15 protein-coding genes are annotated in these 18,258 nt (G+C 61.9%); 6 read left to right on the forward strand and 9 right to left on the reverse strand.

From position 1 onward, the window contains the following. Positions 1–35 precede the first annotated feature (35 nt). Complete coding sequence (locus RPE78_RS03700) at positions 36–662, forward strand: glutathione S-transferase family protein (RefSeq protein ID WP_406721258.1); 627 nt, start codon at positions 36–38, stop codon at positions 660–662. Positions 663–684: 22 nt separating this feature from the next. Here the strand turns inward: RPE78_RS03700 and RPE78_RS03705 are convergent, their stop codons facing one another. Both RPE78_RS03705 and RPE78_RS03710 read right to left on the reverse strand, forming a co-directional pair. Further along, complete coding sequence (locus tag RPE78_RS03705; RefSeq protein WP_339108152.1) at positions 685–1,317, reverse strand: Hint domain-containing protein; 633 nt, start codon at positions 1,315–1,317, stop codon at positions 685–687. Between the two features lie 199 nt (positions 1,318–1,516). Then, positions 1,517–2,170 (reverse strand): sulfotransferase family 2 domain-containing protein, encoded by a 654-nt coding sequence (locus tag RPE78_RS03710; protein WP_406721615.1) that lies wholly within the window; start codon positions 2,168–2,170, stop codon positions 1,517–1,519. A gap of 153 nt (positions 2,171–2,323) precedes the next feature. Here RPE78_RS03710 and RPE78_RS03715 point away from each other — a divergent pair, with 153 nt between their 5' ends. Continuing rightward, positions 2,324–3,343: a hypothetical protein gene (locus tag RPE78_RS03715; RefSeq protein WP_339108153.1), complete on the forward strand. Its 1,020-nt coding sequence runs from the start codon at positions 2,324–2,326 to the stop codon at positions 3,341–3,343. A gap of 96 nt (positions 3,344–3,439) precedes the next feature. Here RPE78_RS03715 and RPE78_RS03720 read toward each other — a convergent pair whose 3' ends face one another. The 5 genes from RPE78_RS03720 to RPE78_RS03740 all read right to left on the reverse strand — a co-directional run bounded on the left by RPE78_RS03720 (position 3,440) and on the right by RPE78_RS03740 (position 8,651). Then, entirely contained in the window at positions 3,440–4,954 is a 1,515-nt protein-coding gene (locus RPE78_RS03720; protein WP_406721259.1) for an SPOR domain-containing protein, read from the reverse strand. Between the two features lie 70 nt (positions 4,955–5,024). Then, positions 5,025–5,657: a uracil phosphoribosyltransferase gene (gene upp / locus RPE78_RS03725; protein WP_339108155.1), complete on the reverse strand. Its 633-nt coding sequence runs from the start codon at positions 5,655–5,657 to the stop codon at positions 5,025–5,027. Between the two features lie 56 nt (positions 5,658–5,713). Continuing rightward, positions 5,714–6,952, reverse strand: coding sequence for a phosphopentomutase (locus RPE78_RS03730; protein WP_406721260.1), 1,239 nt, complete (start codon positions 6,950–6,952; stop codon positions 5,714–5,716). Beyond that, a complete protein-coding gene (locus RPE78_RS03735) occupies positions 6,952–8,259 on the reverse strand; it encodes a thymidine phosphorylase (protein WP_406721261.1) in 1,308 nt (435 codons plus the stop codon). Before RPE78_RS03735 ends, RPE78_RS03730 begins: the two co-directional genes overlap by 1 nt. Then, positions 8,259–8,651, reverse strand: a complete 393-nt coding sequence (locus tag RPE78_RS03740; protein ID WP_339108158.1) for a cytidine deaminase — start codon at positions 8,649–8,651, stop codon at positions 8,259–8,261. The genes RPE78_RS03735 and RPE78_RS03740 overlap by 1 nt, the downstream gene beginning before the upstream one ends. Before the next feature lie 249 nt (positions 8,652–8,900). Between RPE78_RS03740 and RPE78_RS03745 the strand changes: the two genes are divergently transcribed. From RPE78_RS03745 to RPE78_RS03755, 3 genes are all read left to right on the forward strand, one after another. Then, on the forward strand, positions 8,901–11,177 hold the full coding sequence (locus RPE78_RS03745; RefSeq protein ID WP_339108159.1) for an NADP-dependent malic enzyme: 2,277 nt from the start codon (positions 8,901–8,903) through the stop codon (positions 11,175–11,177). A gap of 246 nt (positions 11,178–11,423) precedes the next feature. After that, positions 11,424–13,319: a propionyl-CoA synthetase gene (locus tag RPE78_RS03750; protein WP_406721262.1), complete on the forward strand. Its 1,896-nt coding sequence runs from the start codon at positions 11,424–11,426 to the stop codon at positions 13,317–13,319. A gap of 821 nt (positions 13,320–14,140) precedes the next feature. Then, positions 14,141–15,547 carry a sigma-54 dependent transcriptional regulator gene (locus RPE78_RS03755; RefSeq protein ID WP_339108161.1) on the forward strand — a complete coding sequence of 469 codons (1,407 nt, stop codon included), beginning with the start codon at positions 14,141–14,143 and terminating at the stop codon, positions 15,545–15,547. On the opposite strand, the gene RPE78_RS03760 is transcribed toward RPE78_RS03755, so the two are convergent. Continuing rightward, complete coding sequence (locus RPE78_RS03760; protein ID WP_339108162.1) at positions 15,544–16,305, reverse strand: NAD kinase; 762 nt, start codon at positions 16,303–16,305, stop codon at positions 15,544–15,546. The genes RPE78_RS03755 and RPE78_RS03760 overlap by 4 nt on opposite strands. A 181-nt stretch (positions 16,306–16,486) precedes the next feature. On the opposite strand from RPE78_RS03760, the gene glyA reads away from it, so the two are divergent. Beyond that, positions 16,487–17,779, forward strand: a complete 1,293-nt coding sequence (glyA, locus tag RPE78_RS03765; RefSeq protein WP_339108163.1) for a serine hydroxymethyltransferase — start codon at positions 16,487–16,489, stop codon at positions 17,777–17,779. 78 nt (positions 17,780–17,857) lie between these two features. On the opposite strand, the gene RPE78_RS03770 is transcribed toward glyA, so the two are convergent. Further along, a complete protein-coding gene (locus tag RPE78_RS03770; protein WP_339108164.1) occupies positions 17,858–18,229 on the reverse strand; it encodes a hypothetical protein in 372 nt (123 codons plus the stop codon). Between the last annotated feature and the right edge of the window lie 29 nt (positions 18,230–18,258).

The raw sequence follows: 18,258 nt of genomic DNA on the forward strand, positions 1-18,258 counted from the left end.
CATACTAGACCCGTTCCAGCAGGCCAGAGGATGCCATGACCGCAAAGCTCTATTGTTTCGGAGAATCCGGAAACGCCTATAAAGCCGCATTGACGATGACCCTTTCCGGTTTCGACTGGGAACCGGTCTATGTGGATTTCTTCAACGGCGAGACCCGTCGCCCCGAATTTCGCGCCCTGAACGAGATGGGCGAATGCCCCGTGCTCGATCTGGAGGGCGAAATTCTGGCACAATCGGGGGTGATGCAGCTCCGCATTGCCGAACAGACCGGACGCTTCGGCGGCGAAAACCGCGACGAGGTGCTGCGCTGGCTGTTCTGGGATAACCACAAAGGCTCCAGCCAGTTCGGGGCGCTGCGCTTTATGATGCATTTCCTTCCGGCAGAAAAACGCCCGCATGCGGCCATCGACTGGCTGTCGGGGCGGGTGCAGGCCGCGCTTCAGACGCTGGAAGCCCATCTGTCCAAATCGGACTGGCTGGTGGGCGGCAGCGCCTCCATCGCGGATTTCGCGTGCTGCGCCTATCTATATTACCCCGAGGGCTTCGGCTATAGCGCCCAGACCCACCCCGCAATCGCGCGCTGGCTGGACCGGATCAGCGCCCTGCCCGGCTGGGCGCATCCCTATGACATGATGCCTGGATCTCCGGCAGACCGACTGTAAGACGGCGGGGCGGCGCCGGGTGTCAGGCCAGAAGCGCGGACTGCTCGTCCGCCTCCTTCAGCGCATCGACCACGGCGCGCGCCGCCAGCACCGGCAGCGAGATGTAGGACGGCAGGCTATCCCCGATCATCTGCTCCAGCCCGATCTTGGACAGCCCCCCACAATGCACAAGCCCTGCCCCGTTGACATAGATCACCTCGTCATCGGCAAATTGCACCGTATAGACCGACAGCCTCTGGGCGCTTTGCGCGGCACTGATGCCGCGATAGCCCTCTAGCGCGGCAGCAGGCACCAGCACGAAAGGGTCGCCAAACGCCTCTTCGGCCAGATCGCTTTCAATCATCACATGCTGGTCGGGTTGCAGCACCATCGGATTATGATTGCCCAGAGCCGCCACCGGAACATGCATGACATGCCCGTGATCCGGACAGTCCGCCCCCCCTGCCAGAGACAGCCCCCGCGCGATCTTGCGCACCGGGCGATAGCCGTGATCGAAGGTCATGACCGCATCTCCGGCCTGCAGGGATTCCACCGTGCGCCAGCCCAGCTCTGTCAGGATCAGCGTTCCGGCACAGATGCCTTCGGTTCTGCCATCCTGCGGTACCGGCACCATCTGTCGCAGACTGGGGCGGGTGTCGATGCCAGACCGCAGCACAGAGCTTTTCTCATTCCGACGCGCTTTCAAGCCAAACACAACCATCTCCATCGCAAGACCGCCCCGACCAAGAGGGAGCCAGCCCAGTTCACCCTGCCGTGATGGAAAATCAGGGGCGCAATTAAGGTTAATTAAGGGCAGCGACAGTGTCAGATTATGCCAACCGCCCGCCTGCTACTTGCCCGCAACCGGCATGTGGCTAATCCTCGAAGCGATAGCCGAAGCGCGCGATATCCGCCGCGCAGACCTGCCCGACCAATTCGGCCAGCGCGCTATCGTAATAGCTGCGGTAATCGCGTCGCCGCCGCGAGGAATTGGCCACGGGCAACGGGCTGAGGGCAAATCCCAGATGCGCCTCCAGAGGGGCGATATCCTCGGCAAGATGCTCGAGCCGCAGAAATGCCCGACAACAGACCTCGCCATCCGGCAACTGCATGTAGCTTGTATAGGGATGCGCGGACAGGCTGCGCTGGATATGCGGCAAGGACAGGAAACTGCGGAAATCATGCTGCTGCGCCGATTGCACCGCCGGATGCGCGAACGCCTGATCCTGTAGCCAGTGGTAATAGCTCACCAGCCGGTCCCACGGATTGCGCACCAGCGTGAAGGTGAAATAGCTGTGCGCCTGCTGCGCTGTATAAAGGCCGATCCCGTCCGCCAGCGTCGTATGTTTCCACTTGCGGCCCGCAGTGGGGATACCGGCAAGACGTTTGCGCCGCCTCTGCGCTTTGGGCGTATCCCCCAGCATCAGATCCTGCGCCATCGCCCGCGCCTCAAGCGACAAGGCCAACGCCGTGCCGCCGGTCTTGGGGATATGCACGAAAATATAGCGGCGGCCATGTGAAACGATCATCCCTGCATAATGGCGCAAACTGCCCCCTGCCAGCAATCGGATTTCCATCCGCCCGCCCAAGACAGTTCGAACACAGCCCAGAGCTGCATTCGATTGACCCTGCATCCCTTTCGTTTATCTTCGGACAAAATGACAAAAACAGAAACGTAGCAGATGGTTTCCCTACCGAAATATGATCGCCTGGAGGCCACTGGCCGCTGGATGCAAACCTCCGATGCGCCCGCGCAAGAAGTCGTGGTGTCCTTCGGGCGTGCCTCGATCGTACTTTCGGATATCAAGGACTCCCGCTTTATCGCGCATTGGTCCCTGCCCGCTGTGGTCCGGCTCAACCCCGGCAAGCGCCCTGCCCTTTACGCGCCCACCGAAGACACCGAAGAGCGGCTGGAGATTGACGACGACACATTGGTCGAGGCCATCGAGCGGGTGCATCATGTGATTGCCTCGCGCATGCCCCATCCCGGACGGCTGCGGGGGATCTTGTATGTCACGCTGGCGGTTGCAGTGGTTGGGGCGGCGGTGTTCTGGCTGCCAAGCGCCCTGATCAGCCATGCCGCAGGTGTGGCTCCGGCCCCGACCCGCCACGAGATCGGCCAGCATATCCTGCGCGATCTGGTCCGCAAAACGGGGGCGCCCTGCGGCGGTGAGGCAGGCAATGACGCGCTGCGCCGCCTGAGCGCGCGCATTCCGGGTGTTTCGGGCATTGCCGTTCTGCCCAAAGGCATCAACGGGGTGCGATGGTTGCCGGGTGGTATCGTCGTGATGGGGCAGGATATGCTCAACAATTATGACACACCCGAAGTGGCGGTAGGCTCTGTGCTGGCCGCGAAGGTCTATGCACAGGAACATGATCCGCTGCGCAGCCTGCTGGACTGGGCGGGCATTCGTGCCGCCTTCCGCCTGCTGACCACGGGAGCTCTGGATAAGGATGACCTCACCGGATATGACGGAGTGATCCTTGAGCAGTCGCAGCCCTTGCCCCAGATCCCTCCGCTTCTGAAAGAATTCGAAAGCGTCGGCGTCTCTTCGACCCCTTATGCCTATGCGGTTGACCCTTCGGGCGAGAAGGTCCTGCCATTGATCGAAGCCGATCCGTTCAAGGGCGCGCCCGCGCCGGCGCCCCTTCTGGAGGACGGCCAATGGGTCGCGTTGCAGGACATCTGCACCACCGAGTAACCCTGACCGCGTCCCCCTGACCGGGCCTCTCCGCCATAAAAGAAGCCGGCCCTTCTCCGGACCGGCTCTGGACGTCCTGAAACGGGTGTCCGGTGCTTAGCGGATATAGGCGTCGGCAAAGCCCGCACGGCGCGCCGTTCCCAAAGCCCCCGCAAGGGCCGCCCTGTCGAAGGGTCCGGCATAGACCACAACCAGACCTTTTGCCGTCCGGCTGGCCGCCACCGGCAGACCACGCGCGCGCAGGCGGGCCTTGGCAGCCTCGGCATTCGAGGCCTCGGCATAGGTGCCCACCTGAACGAACCGGCCCGACGGCGCCACCGCCCGCGAAGAGGCGGGGGCAGGGGCCTGCGCAGACGGCGATTTCGACGAGACCGAGACCTGAACCGTCTGCGCGGGCACGGCAGCCCCACTTGCGGGATAGCGGATCAGCTTGGCAGGCACGGAATCGTCCCAAAGCTGCTGCATCTGCGCGTCCCCGCTGCGACTGCGCGGCCCACGGAACGGGTTCAGGCGTCCATCATCGAAGGCCGGCGCGTAGCCGTTGGAATTGGACGTTGCAATGGCCACCGGCGCAAGGCTGACAGGCGCATTGGGCGTTTTCACATAGACTTCCCGCGGGATGGCATAGGGCGAGCTGGCCGCATAGGCCTGCTGTGGCGAGACCGTCACGGGTGCCGCCACAGGCATCGCCGCAGGCAGTCGGGTGACGTTATGGTTGACCCTGGCCCGACCATTGCCTGCCACCGAAACCGGCGCCGGCGCCACACCGCCTGCCACATAGGGTGACTGGTAGCCGCCCGTCGACGCGGCGGGCCGGATCGTCAGATTGCCGATATTGGCGGTATTGATAAACGCCGCCGGATCCTGTGCAGGCGCACCGCACCGCAGGACACTGCGCCCGTCGCTCAGACGGTAGCGCGTCGCCTGTGCGGGGCGATTGGGGCAGTTCGTCGCCTGACCGGACAGAATTTCGGTGCTGGCAATCGTCACAGCCGCGGCCGCCCCCTCCACCATATAGGGCGAGACATAGCCCTGCGCCGCCACTGCCGTGCTTGGCACGACCGGTGCGACCGGCATCGCCACAGGGGCCGTGCGCATGGCACCGGCTGTCGGAATGGTCTGGACCTTGGCCGCCGACAGCCCGATTTTCGGCGGCGTCGTGGTCAGGGCGATGGTCCGCATCGGAGCGCCGGTCAAAGCCCGATGCAGCGCATTCCCGTCGGAATAGCCTGCAAGCGCATCGGCTTTCGGGCTGGGTTTGGGGGCCGCGGCAACAACGCTGGCCTTGGGCGGGACAGGCGCGACAGGGGCTGCGGGCGCGCTCGGGGCTTCCGGCACGGATTTGGCGATATCCAACACCTTCTCGCTGCCGCCGAATGTGGGTTTGTAATTGCATACCGGCGTACGGTCACGGTTGACCCGCGGCACCCAGCGCACCGCATTGCCAAAGCCCCCCCGCACGAAGACACAGCCCTGACTGTCCACATATTGCCGCCCCTTGAACGAGGCAGGCGGCAGTTCCGAAGGGGCGCCATCCTGTGCGAAAGCGGCTCCGGTTGTCCCCAGAACCGCAAGGATCAGAGTGCTCGTTAACCAGCGGCCCATACGCATATACCATCCCCGGAATAGAAGTTACCTAAAGATGAATCAGGACGCGCCGCAAGTAAAGCACCCAAATGGCTTATTTGGTGCCAAAGATACGGTCACCCGCATCCCCTAGCCCCGGCACGATATAGCCATGATCGTTCAGGCACTCGTCCAGCGCGGCTGTGACAATCGGCACGTCGGGATGGGCCTCTTTCATCCGCGCAACCCCTTCGGGGGCGGCCAGAAGGCACAGGAAAATGATGTTTTTCGCGCCCTTCTTCTTGACCAGATCGATAGCGGCCACCGAGGAATTGCCCGTGGCCAGCATCGGATCGACCACGATGGTCATCCGCTCTTCCAGAAGATTGGGCAGCTTCGAGTAATATTCCACCGGCTGTAGCGTTTCGGGGTCGCGATACATGCCCACAAAGCCCACCCGCGCGGCGGGGATCAGTTCGAGGATGCCATCCAGCAGCCCGTTGCCTGCCCGCAGGATCGACACAAGCGCCAGCTTCTTGCCCTCGAGGATCGGGGCCTCCATCGGCTGCAGCGGTGTCTGGATGGTGACCGAGGTCAGTTCCAGATCGCGCGTGACCTCATAGGCCAGAAGCAGGCTGATCTCGCGCAGGAGCTGGCGAAAGGATGCGGTCGAGGTGTCGACCTTCCGCATGAGCGTCAGCTTGTGTTTGACAAGCGGATGATCAACGATGGTGAGATGCTGGCCCATTGGCCTCTCCTTCTTATGGTGTTCCCTGTGGATGATATCGGCGGCCCAGCGTGCGGCTACAGCACGGCCTTCAGGCCGGTTTGAGTTAGAAAACTCCGCCCCGCCCCTTGCGCAGGAACGCCCAGATGCGCGGCAAGCGTGGCGGCCACATCGACAAAGGCCAACTGTCCCAGCCGTGCCGCCCCCAGACCGGCGGCCAGCACCGGCACCCGTTCGCGGGTGTGGTCCGTGCCGGCCCATGTCGGATCATTGCCATGATCGGCGGTGAAAATCGCCAGATCACCGGGACGCAGCGTCTTGAGAAAACGCGCGGCCCCTTGGTCGAACCATTCCAGCGCACGCGCATAGCCCGACACATTGCGACGATGCCCCCAAAGACTGTCAAACTCGACGAAATTGGCAAAGGTCAGGCTGCCGTCTTCGGCCTCCGCCCCCAGCCGCAGGAGATGCTCCATCAGATCGGCATCCCCTTTGCCCTTATGCAGATGGGTAATGCCGCGATGGCTGAAGATATCGCCGATCTTGCCGATGGCATGGGTCACGCGCCCTGCCTCATAGGCCCAGTCCAGAAGCGTGGGCGCGGGCGGTTCGATCGCGAAATCACGCCGGTTCGGGGTCCGGAAGAACTGCCCGTTCTCGCCCGTGAAGGGGCGCGCGATGACCCGCCCGATTTTCATCGCATGCAGGCGGGGGGCGATGTCCTGACACAGCTGCAACAGCCGGTCGAGCCCGAAATGCGTCTCATGCGCGGCGATCTGGAACACGCTATCCACGGATGTATAGCAAATCGGCCAGCCGCTGCGGATATGCGCATCCCCCAATTCCTCGATGATATTGGTCCCCGAGGCATGGCAGTTTCCCAAAAGACCGTCCGTGCCCGCAGCCTGCGCCACGAATGCGACCAGATCGGGGGGAAAGCTGTTCTGCCTGTCGGGGAAATATCCCCAGTCCCACGGCACGGGCACACCGGCAAGCTCCCAATGGCCCGAGGGCGTATCCTTGCCCTTCGAGACCTCGTTGGCCGCCCCCCACGCCCCTTCTGGCACCGCCTCCAGCCCCGGCGTCGCCGCGCCCGAGGCCAGACGCACCGCCGCCCCGAGCCCCAAGCGGTCCAGCGCGGGCATATGCAGAAAACCACTGCGCCCCTCTTCGGCACGGCCCTCGGCGCAGGCCTGCGCGACATGGGCCACGGTATTGGCGCCCGTATCGGGCCGACCGTCATTGAAGAAGGACGCGGCATCGCGTGCACCGCCAATGCCGACACTATCCATGACAATCAGAAACGCACGTGACATCAGACGATCCTCTCATGGATCAGGGGCGGCTCTTCGGGCGCGCCCTCCGCAAGGTGATAGGCCGCCTGCACACGGGCAATCGCACGCTCGGCGGCCTCGGCATTCAGGGCATGGACCATCGCCAGCGGCTCGTTCGGTTCGCGGTCCTCGCCGATCATTGCAAGGCTGGACAGCCCGACACCGGGATTGATCCTGTCACCGGCGCGCAACCGCCCACCGCCCAGATGCACCACGACCTCGCCCAAGGCCCGTGTGTCGATCGCTGCCACATATCCACGCCTCGGCGCGGGCACGGGGCGCATGACAGGCACGGAGGGCAGACGGTCGAGATAATGCTCGACAAAATCAATCGGCCCGCCAAGCCCTGCCACCATCCGGCCAAATACCTCTGCCGCACGCCCGCTTTCCAGCGCCTGATCGATCCGCGCCGCGCCATCCTCGGCGGTGCGGGCAAGCCCCGCAAGCATCAGCGCCTCGCCCCCGAGCGCCGAGACCACATCCCAGAGCGCCTCGTTGACCTGCGAGCCGGTCAGGGTCTGCATGACTTCGATGATCTCGAGCGCGTTGCCCGCCGCAAAACAGAGCGGCTGGTTCATATCGGTGATCAGCGCCGAGGTCTTGCACCCTGCCCCATTGGCCGTATCCACCAAGGCCCGCGCCAGCGCCACGGCCTGATCCTGCCCCGCCATAAACGCCCCCGAGCCGGTCTTCACATCCAGCACCAGCGCATCCAGACCCACCGCAAGTTTCTTCGACAGGATCGAGGCTGTGATCAGATCGATACTCTCCACAGTTCCGGAAATATCGCGGATCGCGTAAAGCCGCTTGTCGGCAGGGGCGATCCGGTCATTGGCCCCCACAATGGCACAGCCCACTGCGGCCACCAGATCGCGGAAGCTTTCCTCGTCGGGATTGACGCTATAGCCCGGAATGGCTTCCAGCTTGTCCAGCGTGCCCCCCGTATGGCCCAGCCCCCGCCCCGAGATCATCGGCACATAGGCCCCGCAGGCCGCCAGCGCGGGCGCCAAGAGCAGCGATGTGCAATCGCCCACGCCACCGGTGGAATGTTTGTCCACCACCGGCCCGCCCAGATCCCAGCGCATGACCTTGCCACTGTCGCGCATCGCCTCGGTCAGCGCCACGCGCCCTGCCGCCCCGACCCCGCGACACAGCACCGCCATCGCGAAGGCTCCGGCCTGCGCATCCCCGACCGACCCATCGACCAGCCCGCGCGTGAACCACTCGGCCATTTCCACGCTCAGACCCTCGCCATCGCGAACGGCCTCGATCACCCGCCGCGCATCCATCAGGCGTTGTCCATATGGCTCTTGTCGAATTGGCCCGGCAGCAGTTCGCCAATCGTGGTCCGCAGTTCTTTGCCGGACAGGGTCGCAAGCGTGACGGGTGTGGTCATGCTGCCGAATTCGGCCAGTTTCTGACGACAGCCGCCACAGGGCGGCACCGGTGTCGGGCTGTCGGCGATTACCGCGACCTCGGCCAGTTCCGTCTCGCCTGCCGCGATCATGGCCGCAATCGCGCCCGCCTCGGCGCAGGTGCCTTCGGGATAGGCGACATTCTCGACATTCGCCCCAACATAGACGGCCCCCGAGACCGAGCGGATTGCCGCCCCGACCTTGAATCTGGAATAGGGAGCATAGGCATTTTCCCGGACATTACGGGCAGCATCAAGGAGCGACATGGTATAATCTCCGGCTCAGGCAGGCATCGTTCAGGGGCATCGTTTCACGGAGTCTGCGCCGAGCGTGGCAGCGATGCAAGGGCTGGCGTTTCGGCCCGCATCTTCCCCTTGCACCCTCCCCCGATGCCATCACGCGACGCACAGCGAAGTGATAGACAGCCGAGTATAAGCCCGACAAAGGAGCATTGCAGCCATTTCCACCGCAAAAGAAATAGTTTAATACCAAACCAACTCTCATCGGAGGCAAGAATGGAAGACATCCGGTCCGACAAGCCGCGCCATCCGGCGCTCGACTATCACGAATTCCCCAAACCCGGTAAGCTGGAGATCCGCGCGACCAAGCCGATGGCGAACGGTCGCGACCTCAGCCGCGCCTATAGCCCCGGCGTGGCAGAGGCCTGCCTTGAAATCAAGGCCGAACCGCGTGACGCCGCCCGCTATACCGCACGCGGCAACCTCGTGGCGGTGGTCTCGAACGGCACCGCCGTGCTGGGGTTGGGCAATATCGGGGCGCTTGCCTCGAAACCGGTGATGGAAGGCAAGGCCGTCCTGTTCAAGAAATTCGCCAATATCGACTGTTTCGATATCGAACTGAACGAATCCGATCCCGAGAAACTGGCCGATATCGTCTGCGCGATGGAGCCCACCTTCGGCGCGATCAACCTTGAAGACATCAAGGCCCCCGACTGTTTCATCGTCGAAAAAATCTGCCGCGAGCGGATGAATATTCCGGTCTTCCACGACGACCAGCACGGCACGGCGATCGTGGTCGGGGCTGCCGTGACCAACGCGCTGAAAATTGCGGGCAAGAAATTCGAAGACATCAAGATCGTCTCGACCGGCGGCGGTGCAGCGGGGATCGCCTGCCTGAACATGCTGCTCAAGCTTGGCGTGAAGCGAGAGAATGTCTGGCTCTGCGACCTGAACGGGCTGGTCTATGAAGGCCGTCAGGAAGACATGAACCCGCATAAGGCGGCCTATGCGCAGGCCTCCGATCTGCGCACGCTGGATCAGGTGATCGACGGGGCGGATCTGTTCCTTGGGCTTTCCGGTCCGGGCGTTCTCAAGGCCGAAATGGTCAGCCGCATGACCAAGCAGCCGATCATCCTTGCGCTGGCCAACCCGACCCCCGAGATCATGCCCGAAGAGGTGCGCGACGTGGCGCCCGATGCGATCATGGCCACGGGCCGGTCGGATTATCCCAATCAGGTCAATAACGTGCTCTGTTTCCCCTTCATCTTCCGCGGTGCGCTGGATGTGGGGGCGACCGAGATCAATGACGCGATGAAGATCGCCTGTGTCGAAGGCATCGCGGAACTGGCGCGCATCACCACCTCTGCCGAGGCGGCAGCCGCCTATCAGGGGGAAAAACTGACCTTCGGGCCGGATTACCTGATCCCGAAACCGTTCGATCCGCGCCTGATGGGGATCGTCGCCACCGCCGTGGCCGGTGCCGCGATGGAAACCGGCGTCGCCGAGCGCCCGCTGCCCGACATCAAAGCCTATAAGCAAAAGCTCGACGGGTCGGTGTTCAAATCCGCCCTGCTGATGCGTCCGGTCTTCGAGGCCGCCGCACAGGCCTCGCGCCGGATCGTCTTTGCCGAGGGCGAGGACGAGCGCGTGCTGCGCGCCGCTCAGGCGATGATCGAGGAAACCACCGATACGCCGATCCTGATCGGGCGTCCGGATGTGATGCAGATGCGCTGCGAGCGCGCAGGGCTGACGCTGGATCTCAACCAGACCGAGATCGTGAACCCCGAAAACGACCCGCGTTACCGCGATTACTGGGGCACCTATCACGATATCATGGCACGGCGCGGCATCACCCCCGATCTGGCACGGGCCATCATGCGCACCAATACCACCGCGATTGCGGGGGTGATGGTGCATCGCAACGAAGCCGACTCGATGATCTGCGGCACCTTCGGCCAGTTCGGCTGGCACCTGAAATATGTGCGCGAGATTCTGGCGCGCGGGGGGCTGCATCCGGTCGGGGCGTTGTCGCTGATGATCCTCGAGGACGAGCCGCTGTTCATTGCCGACACCCATGTGCACCACATGCCGACGCCGATGCAGATCATGGAAACCGCGATTGGCGCGGCCCGTCACGTGCGGCGCTTCGGTCTGGAGCCCAAGATCGCCCTGTGCTCGCATAGCCAGTTCGGCAATCTCGACACCGACTCGGGGCAGCGCATGCGCGAGGCGATGAACCTGCTGGAAGCGCGCGAAGTGGACTTCTGCTTCGAAGGCGAAATGCATGTGGATGCGGCACTGGACGAAACCGTCCGCGACCGCCTTCTGCCCGGTTCGCGGCTGAAAGGCTCGGCGAATATTCTGGTCTTCGCCAATACCGATGCCGCATCGGGTGTGCGCAACATCCTTAAAATGAAAGCGAATGGCCTTGAAGTCGGCCCGCTTCTGATGGGGATGGGCAACAAGGCCCATATCGTCACGCCATCCATCACCACGCGCGGCCTGTTGAACATGTCGGCCATCGCGGGAACACCGGTGGCGCATTACAGCTAGGCACCTTGTCAAGCCAGACCATAGAGCGGGGTGTCGCAAGACTCCCCGCTTATTTTTTGCCAGATTTTTGCAAACTTATTCAAATTCTGCGATTAAACCCTACCGCGAGGCTGCATTTGCAAACTATTGCCCCGTTGATGCGCTAAAATATGCAAATTTTTTCGGCATTCCGGCAGCTTCAGCGGTAACAATATTGCCCGATTTCATTCCTCACCCTAACAAAGACTAAGGTAGGAGGAGGAAATCATGAACTACAAAGATGTCTATGACGGCTGGAAAGCGAATCCGGATGCGTTCTGGATGCAGGCCGCTCAGGCAATCGATTGGGACAAACGCCCCAGCAAAGCACTTTTTGACGAGAAAGCTCCGATTTACGAGTGGTTCAACGACGGCATGGTGAACACCTGCTGGAACGCGGTCGACCGCCATGTCGAAGCCGGTCGGGGAGACCAGATTGCGATCCAGCATGAAAGCCCGATCACCCATTCCACCAAAGGCATTACCTATAAAGAACTCCAGAACCGCGTCGCCTCGCTTGCCGGCGCGCTGCGCATGCGTGGTGTCGAAAAGGGCGACCGCGTCATCATCTATATGCCGATGATCCCCGAAGCCCTTGTGGCGATGCTGGCGGTGGCCCGTCTGGGCGCGATCCACTCGGTCGTGTTTGGCGGGTTTGCCGCCAACGAACTGGCCGTCCGGATTGATGACTGCACTCCCAAGGCGATCATCGCGGCAAGCTGCGGCCTCGAACCCAATCGCGTGGTCCATTACAAACCGCTTCTGGATCAGGCGATCGAGCAGGCGACCCATAAGCCGGAATTCTGTGTCATCTTGCAACGCGAACAAGAGGTCGCCAAGCTGATCGAAGGGCGCGATTTCAACTGGCACGGTTTCCAGTATGGTGCCAAACCGGCGGAATGCGTTCCGGTGGAGGGCAACCACCCCGCCTATATCCTCTATACCTCCGGCACGACCGGCCAACCCAAAGGGGTTATCCGTGCAACGGGCGGCCATCTTGTCGCCCTGCAATGGACGATGAAAAACATCTACAACATCGAAGCAGGCGACCGTTTCTGGGCGGCGTCCGATGTGGGCTGGGTCGTGGGCCACAGCTATATCTGCTACGGGCCGCTTCTGGCGGGCGCCACCACGGTGGTCTTCGAGGGCAAGCCGGTGGGCACCCCGCATCCGGGCGTATTCTGGCGCATCATCCAGAACCAGCGCATCAAGAGCTTCTTCACCGCCCCGACGGCCTTGCGGGCCATTCGCCGCGAAGACCCCGATGGGGAATGGATCCGCCGCTACAAACTGCATGACCTGCAAGCCCTGTTCCTTGCGGGCGAACGTGCCGATCCGGCCACGGTGGAATGGGCGCAGAAACATCTTGGCGTGCCGGTGGTCGATCACTGGTGGCAGACCGAAACCGGCTGGGCGATTGCCGCGAATCCGATCGGGATCGAGACTCTGCCGACCAAACTGGGCAGCCCCTCGGTCCCGATGCCGGGCTATGACATCCATATTCTGGATGACGAGGGCAATCCGCTGCCGCAAGGCGAGCTGGGCGCGATCGCAATCAAGCTGCCGCTGCCGCCCGGAACATTGCCCACGCTTTGGAATGCCGAAGAACGTTTCCGCAAGAGCTATCTGGACCACTTCCCCGGCTATTACGAAACCGGCGATGCGGGCTATATCGACGAGGACGGCTATGTCTATATCATGGCGCGCACGGATGACGTGATCAACGTGGCGGGCCACCGTTTGTCCACCGGTGCGATGGAAGAGGTTCTGGCCTCCCATCCCGACGTGGCGGAATGTGCGGTGGTCGGGGTATCGGATGCGCTGAAGGGCCAGATGCCGCTGGGCTTTTTGTGCCTGAACGCGGGGTGCACGCGCCCCCATAGCGAGATCATCCGCGAATGTCTCGGTCTGGTGCGGGACAAGATCGGCCCCGTTGCCGCCTTCAAGACCGCCTGCGTGGTGGACCGGCTGCCGAAGACGCGCTCCGGCAAGATCTTGCGGGCCACGATGGTCAAGATTGCCGATGGCATGCCCTATAATGTGCCTGCCACCATCGACGACCCTTCGGTGCTGACCGAAATTGCCGAGGCGCTGCACGTCTTGGGGCTGCCGAAATCGGCCTGATACGGACAAACCGGCTTTGGCGCGCCCTGCGCCAAAGCCCCTCGCCTTGGCGAAAATATTCAGCTTCCTTGATTAGTAACTGTTTTCAAAGACCTTTCCGTTACGACGTGTAGAACAGATTCTTTTGTTCGCACACAGATGACACATCGAGCCAGTTCAGAAACGCTTCCTTGCCCCCCCTCTTTGCCGCAGCCGCAAGGCCTGCGCGGGAATCAGGCCGCGAACCGTGCCAAGCACGGCTCGCAACGGATGTGGCATGGCTTTCCCCATACGCAAAAACACCATCGGGCCGCCGGAAAGCGGCGCTGGCAGCGTTTGAAATATAGAACCAATTACAAAACCTTGGGGTGTCATGATGAAGCAGACGGGATGGACGCAGCCGTGTTCGACCAACGGCTTCACCTGCAACGGCCCCTTTCCAGTCGCCCTCGTTTTACGCAGCCCGCGCTGACCCATGTCGGGAAAGCGGCCCCTGCCGCGTCGACTCGACATCTCACGACAGATATGCCGCCCTCCGAACAGCCCCGATCTGCGGCAACTTCTCCTGCAACAGACTGTCCCTGCGGTCCGGCAGATCGGCCGGACGCGCGGACCGCATTTCTTTTCCTCTCAGTCCGGAACCTTTTTTGTGAGGCCCATATACGGAAACTGCGCCCCGATTTGGCAGAGAGCCATGAGATTGCACAAGAAATTGTGCTTCGGGTGGCGGAAATCCCCGCTACAGGTGTCCCTAGGGAAATCAGAGATATGCGGAAACAGATTGTTGCGCTATACGAAATAATTGACCGCCACAAATACAAGCAAACAGAAGAAAAATTGGAATGATGCCCATTGTGCCCACGCCCTCATCAAAGCCATTTTTCGATGCTGCTGAAGTCCTGATTGTCGAGGATATTTCAAGCCTCCAACTCGTGTACGCCTCGCATGTGCAGAAAATGGGGCTGACAGCGCATATCGTTGATACCGCCAAACAGGCACTGTCGCTTTTTACCCAGAAACCGTTCTCGATTGTACTGCTGGATCTGATGCTGCCCGACGGCGACGGCATGGAGTTGATTGATCGTCTGCTGCGGCTGGCGCCCAATACCCAGATCATTGTCATCACCGCAGAACGTTCGCCCGAACGCGCCGTAACCGCGATGCGTGCCGGAGCGTTTGACTATCTCACCAAACCGGTCAGTGAAGCGCGCCTGCAATCGGTTGTGTCGCGCGCCTTGTCCCATGCCCGCGAGATCAGGCCGCTGACACGCGATGCGGCACATTCCGGCGCGGTGGGGGCCTTTATCGGCCATGCGCCGGAAATGCTTAAGCTCTATGACCGTATCCGGCAGACGGCGGCGTCCGATGCATCGGTGTTTATCGTCGGAGAATCAGGGACCGGCAAGGAAATCTGCGCTGAAGCCATCCATCTTCTGTCGCCCCGTGCGAGCAATCCGTTTGTGGTCTTCGACTGTTCGGCCATACGTCAGGACCGTTTCGATTCCGAACTGTTCGGCCATATGCGCGGGGCCTTGCCGGGCGCGATTACCGACCATGCAGGAGCCGCCATGCGCGCCGATGGCGGCACATTGTTTCTGGACAAGCTGACCGAACTGGACCCCGCCTTGCAGGGCAAGTTGCTGCGGTTTCTCCAGACCCAGAGGGTACGTCCCGTAGGCGCTGCCGAAGAGCGGAAAGTTGACCTCAGGATCATCAGCGCCTCGGATATTCCGCCGCAAGAGGCGGTGGAACAGGGCAAGCTACGCTCTGATCTGTTTTACAGGCTCTGCGTGGTGGCCATCCATATTCCGCCCCTGCGCAACCGGTCGGAAGACATCCCTGCTTTGGCAGAGCACTTCCTGACAGAATTCTCCGCGCAGGAGCAACGCAACTTCACGCGCATCACGCCGCAGGCCCTGCAACGGCTGAAATCGGCATATTGGTCCGGCAATGTGCGGGAACTGATGAACATGATCCGCTCGGCGGTTATTCTGAATTGCGGACCCGATCTGACAGCGGATATGCTCCCGACATCTGACGGAACGCATATGGGTGATATGTCGGGCGGCAATGAGCTGTCGATGTTCGACGGGCAAAGCCTTGCGGAGATCGAGCGGAGAATCATCGAATACCGCCTGAGCCAGAATGACCATTCCGTACCGCAGGTCGCGCGGGGGCTGCATATTGCGCCCTCGACCCTCTACCGGAAGCTCGAGGCCTGGAAGACCACCGGCGAAGAGCCGACTTAGGCGAATTGCTCGTTCATCAACCGCTCTTCCAACCCATGCCCCGGATCGAAAAGAATCCGGTGCGACACGCGGTTTTCCAGTTCGACCTCGACCCATTTGACGGGCTGCACCGAACGTGAATCGGCATCCGCCATCACCGGGCGTTTCATCGGTTCCAGCACCTCGAACCGCACCTTGGCCGCATCGGGCAAAATCGCCCCGCGCCATCGACGCGGACGGAAGGAGGCAATCCCTGTCAGAGCCAGCACCCCCGCCCCGATCGGCAGGATCGGACCATGCGCGGAATAGTTATAGGCGGTCGAACCGGCAGGCGTCGACAGGATCGCCCCGTCGCAGATCAACTCGTTCATCCGCACGCGACCATTGACCGAAATCCGCAATTTCGCGGCCTGCGGCCCTGCACGCAAAAGCGAAACCTCGTTGATTGCCAAAGCTTTGTGGATTTCGCCATCGGCAGTCTGCGCCGTCATCGACAACGGATGGATCACCGCCTCTTCGGCCAGCGCAAGCCTGTCGTTCAGATCCTCGGCCGAGAACTGGTTCATCAAAAAGCCGACCGTGCCGCGATTCATCCCGTAGACCGGCAGGTTCAACCCCTCATGCAACGTCTGCAGCATGAACCCGTCCCCCCCCAGAGCCACAATCACATTGGCCTCTGCAATCGGGGTCTGCCCATAGACATCAAGCAGCATCTTGAGAGCCGACTGGGCGACCTCCCCACGGGAAGCCGTGAAATGGATTTTGTCTCGAACGCCCACCTGCCCTCTCCTCTATTCGGTCGGAAGATAGATCAAGCTCCAAAAGGAAAGACAAGACAATCCCCGAACAAAGCCCGCACCTGCCGCCATTCGTCGCATATTTGTCGCCTATAGCGCTTTCCGCCGGAGATTTTCTGCGATAAACGATGCACGAAAATTCCTTACCCGGGAGATCCGAGAGATGACCGAACAGCGTGATGCAGGCTTCTTCACCGAGAGCCTCGAAACCCGTGACCCCGAGCTGTTTGGCTCGATCCGCAACGAGCTTGGCCGCCAGCGCGACGAGATCGAACTGATCGCCTCCGAGAACATCGTCTCGGCAGCCGTGATGGAAGCCCAAGGCTCCGTTCTGACCAACAAATATGCCGAAGGCTATCCGGGTAAGCGCTATTATGGCGGCTGCGAATTCGTCGATGTGGCCGAAAACCTCGCCATCGAGCGCGCCAAGCAGCTGTTCGGCTGTGAATTCGCCAACGTGCAGCCGAATTCGGGCAGCCAGGCCAACCAAGGCGTGTTCACCGCGCTGCTGCAACCGGGCGACACCATTCTGGGCATGTCGCTGGATGCAGGCGGCCACCTGACCCACGGCGCCAAGCCCAACCAGTCGGGCAAATGGTTCAACGCGATCCAGTATGGCGTGCGCCGTCAGGACGAGCGCATCGACTATGACCAGATCCAGGAACTGGCCAACGAGCATAAGCCGAAGCTGATCATCGCCGGTGGTTCGGCCATCCCGCGTCAGGTCGACTTCGCGAAAATGCGCGAGATCGCCGATTCCGTGGGTGCGCTGCTGATGGTCGATATGGCCCACTTCGCAGGCCTCGTGGCCGGCGGTCAGCACCCCTCGCCCTTCCCCTATGCCGATGTGGCGACCACCACGACCCACAAAACCCTGCGCGGCCCGCGCGGCGGCATGATCCTGACCAATGACGAGGCGATCGCCAAGAAGATCAACTCGGCCATTTTCCCGGGCATTCAGGGTGGCCCGCTGATGCATGTCATCGCGGCGAAAGCCGTTGCCTTCGGTGAAGCGCTGCGCCCCGAGTTCAAGGTCTATGCCGAGCAGGTCGTGAAGAACGCGCAAGCGCTGTCGGACGAGCTGATGAAAGGTGGCCTGAACATCGTCACCGGCGGCACCGACACCCATGTCGTGCTGGTTGACCTGCGCCCGAAAGGCGTGAAGGGCAATGCGACCGACAAAGCCTTGGGCCGTTCGCACATCACCTGCAACAAGAACGGCGTGCCGTTCGACCCCGAAAAGCCGACCGTGACCTCGGGCGTCCGTCTGGGCACCCCCGCAGGCACCACCCGCGGCTTCAAGGAAGAAGAGTTCCGTCAGATCGCCCGCATGATCGTGAAGGTCGTCGATGGTCTGGCCGCCAATGGCGAAGAGAACAACGAGGCCGTGGAAGCGGCTGTCCGCGAGGAAGTGGCGGCTCTGTGCGCCAAATTCCCGCTCTATCCGAACCTCTGATCCGGTTTGGCACAATAGAAAAGGCCTCGGTTTTTCCGAGGCCTTTTTCATGCATAGGGTTTTCATACGCAGGGCAGGTCAAAGGTTTCCGTGCGCAATCGCCCAAGCCAACATCGCACCGCCCGTCATGACGATGACAAACACCACCCCCGTCACGACCTTCATCACCCCTTGCACCAGACGTTGCTCGGAACCGAGCGGCTCGAGATATTTGACGCATAGCCGATAGTTCCGCTCGGTCGCCTTCTCGTCAACCTGCCGCATCAGTTTGGGGGCTCCCATCAGCACCTCCGACGCGGCCAACTCGCGCGCAGCCACCCGCACACGACGCGGCAGCGCACGGGCGCGATGGTTGATCCGGTCGCTCAGGGTGGCGCCCTTCGCCCCAAGGCGCGTGGCCAGGAGCTTTGACACATGGTCCAGCTTACTCTGGAAATCGGCAGGGTTCATCGCAGGCCTCCTTTATCTGCGCAGGCTAG

Origin of the sequence: Thioclava litoralis (assembly GCF_045278885.1) — a bacterium.
Lineage (GTDB): Bacteria > Pseudomonadota > Alphaproteobacteria > Rhodobacterales > Rhodobacteraceae > Thioclava > Thioclava litoralis.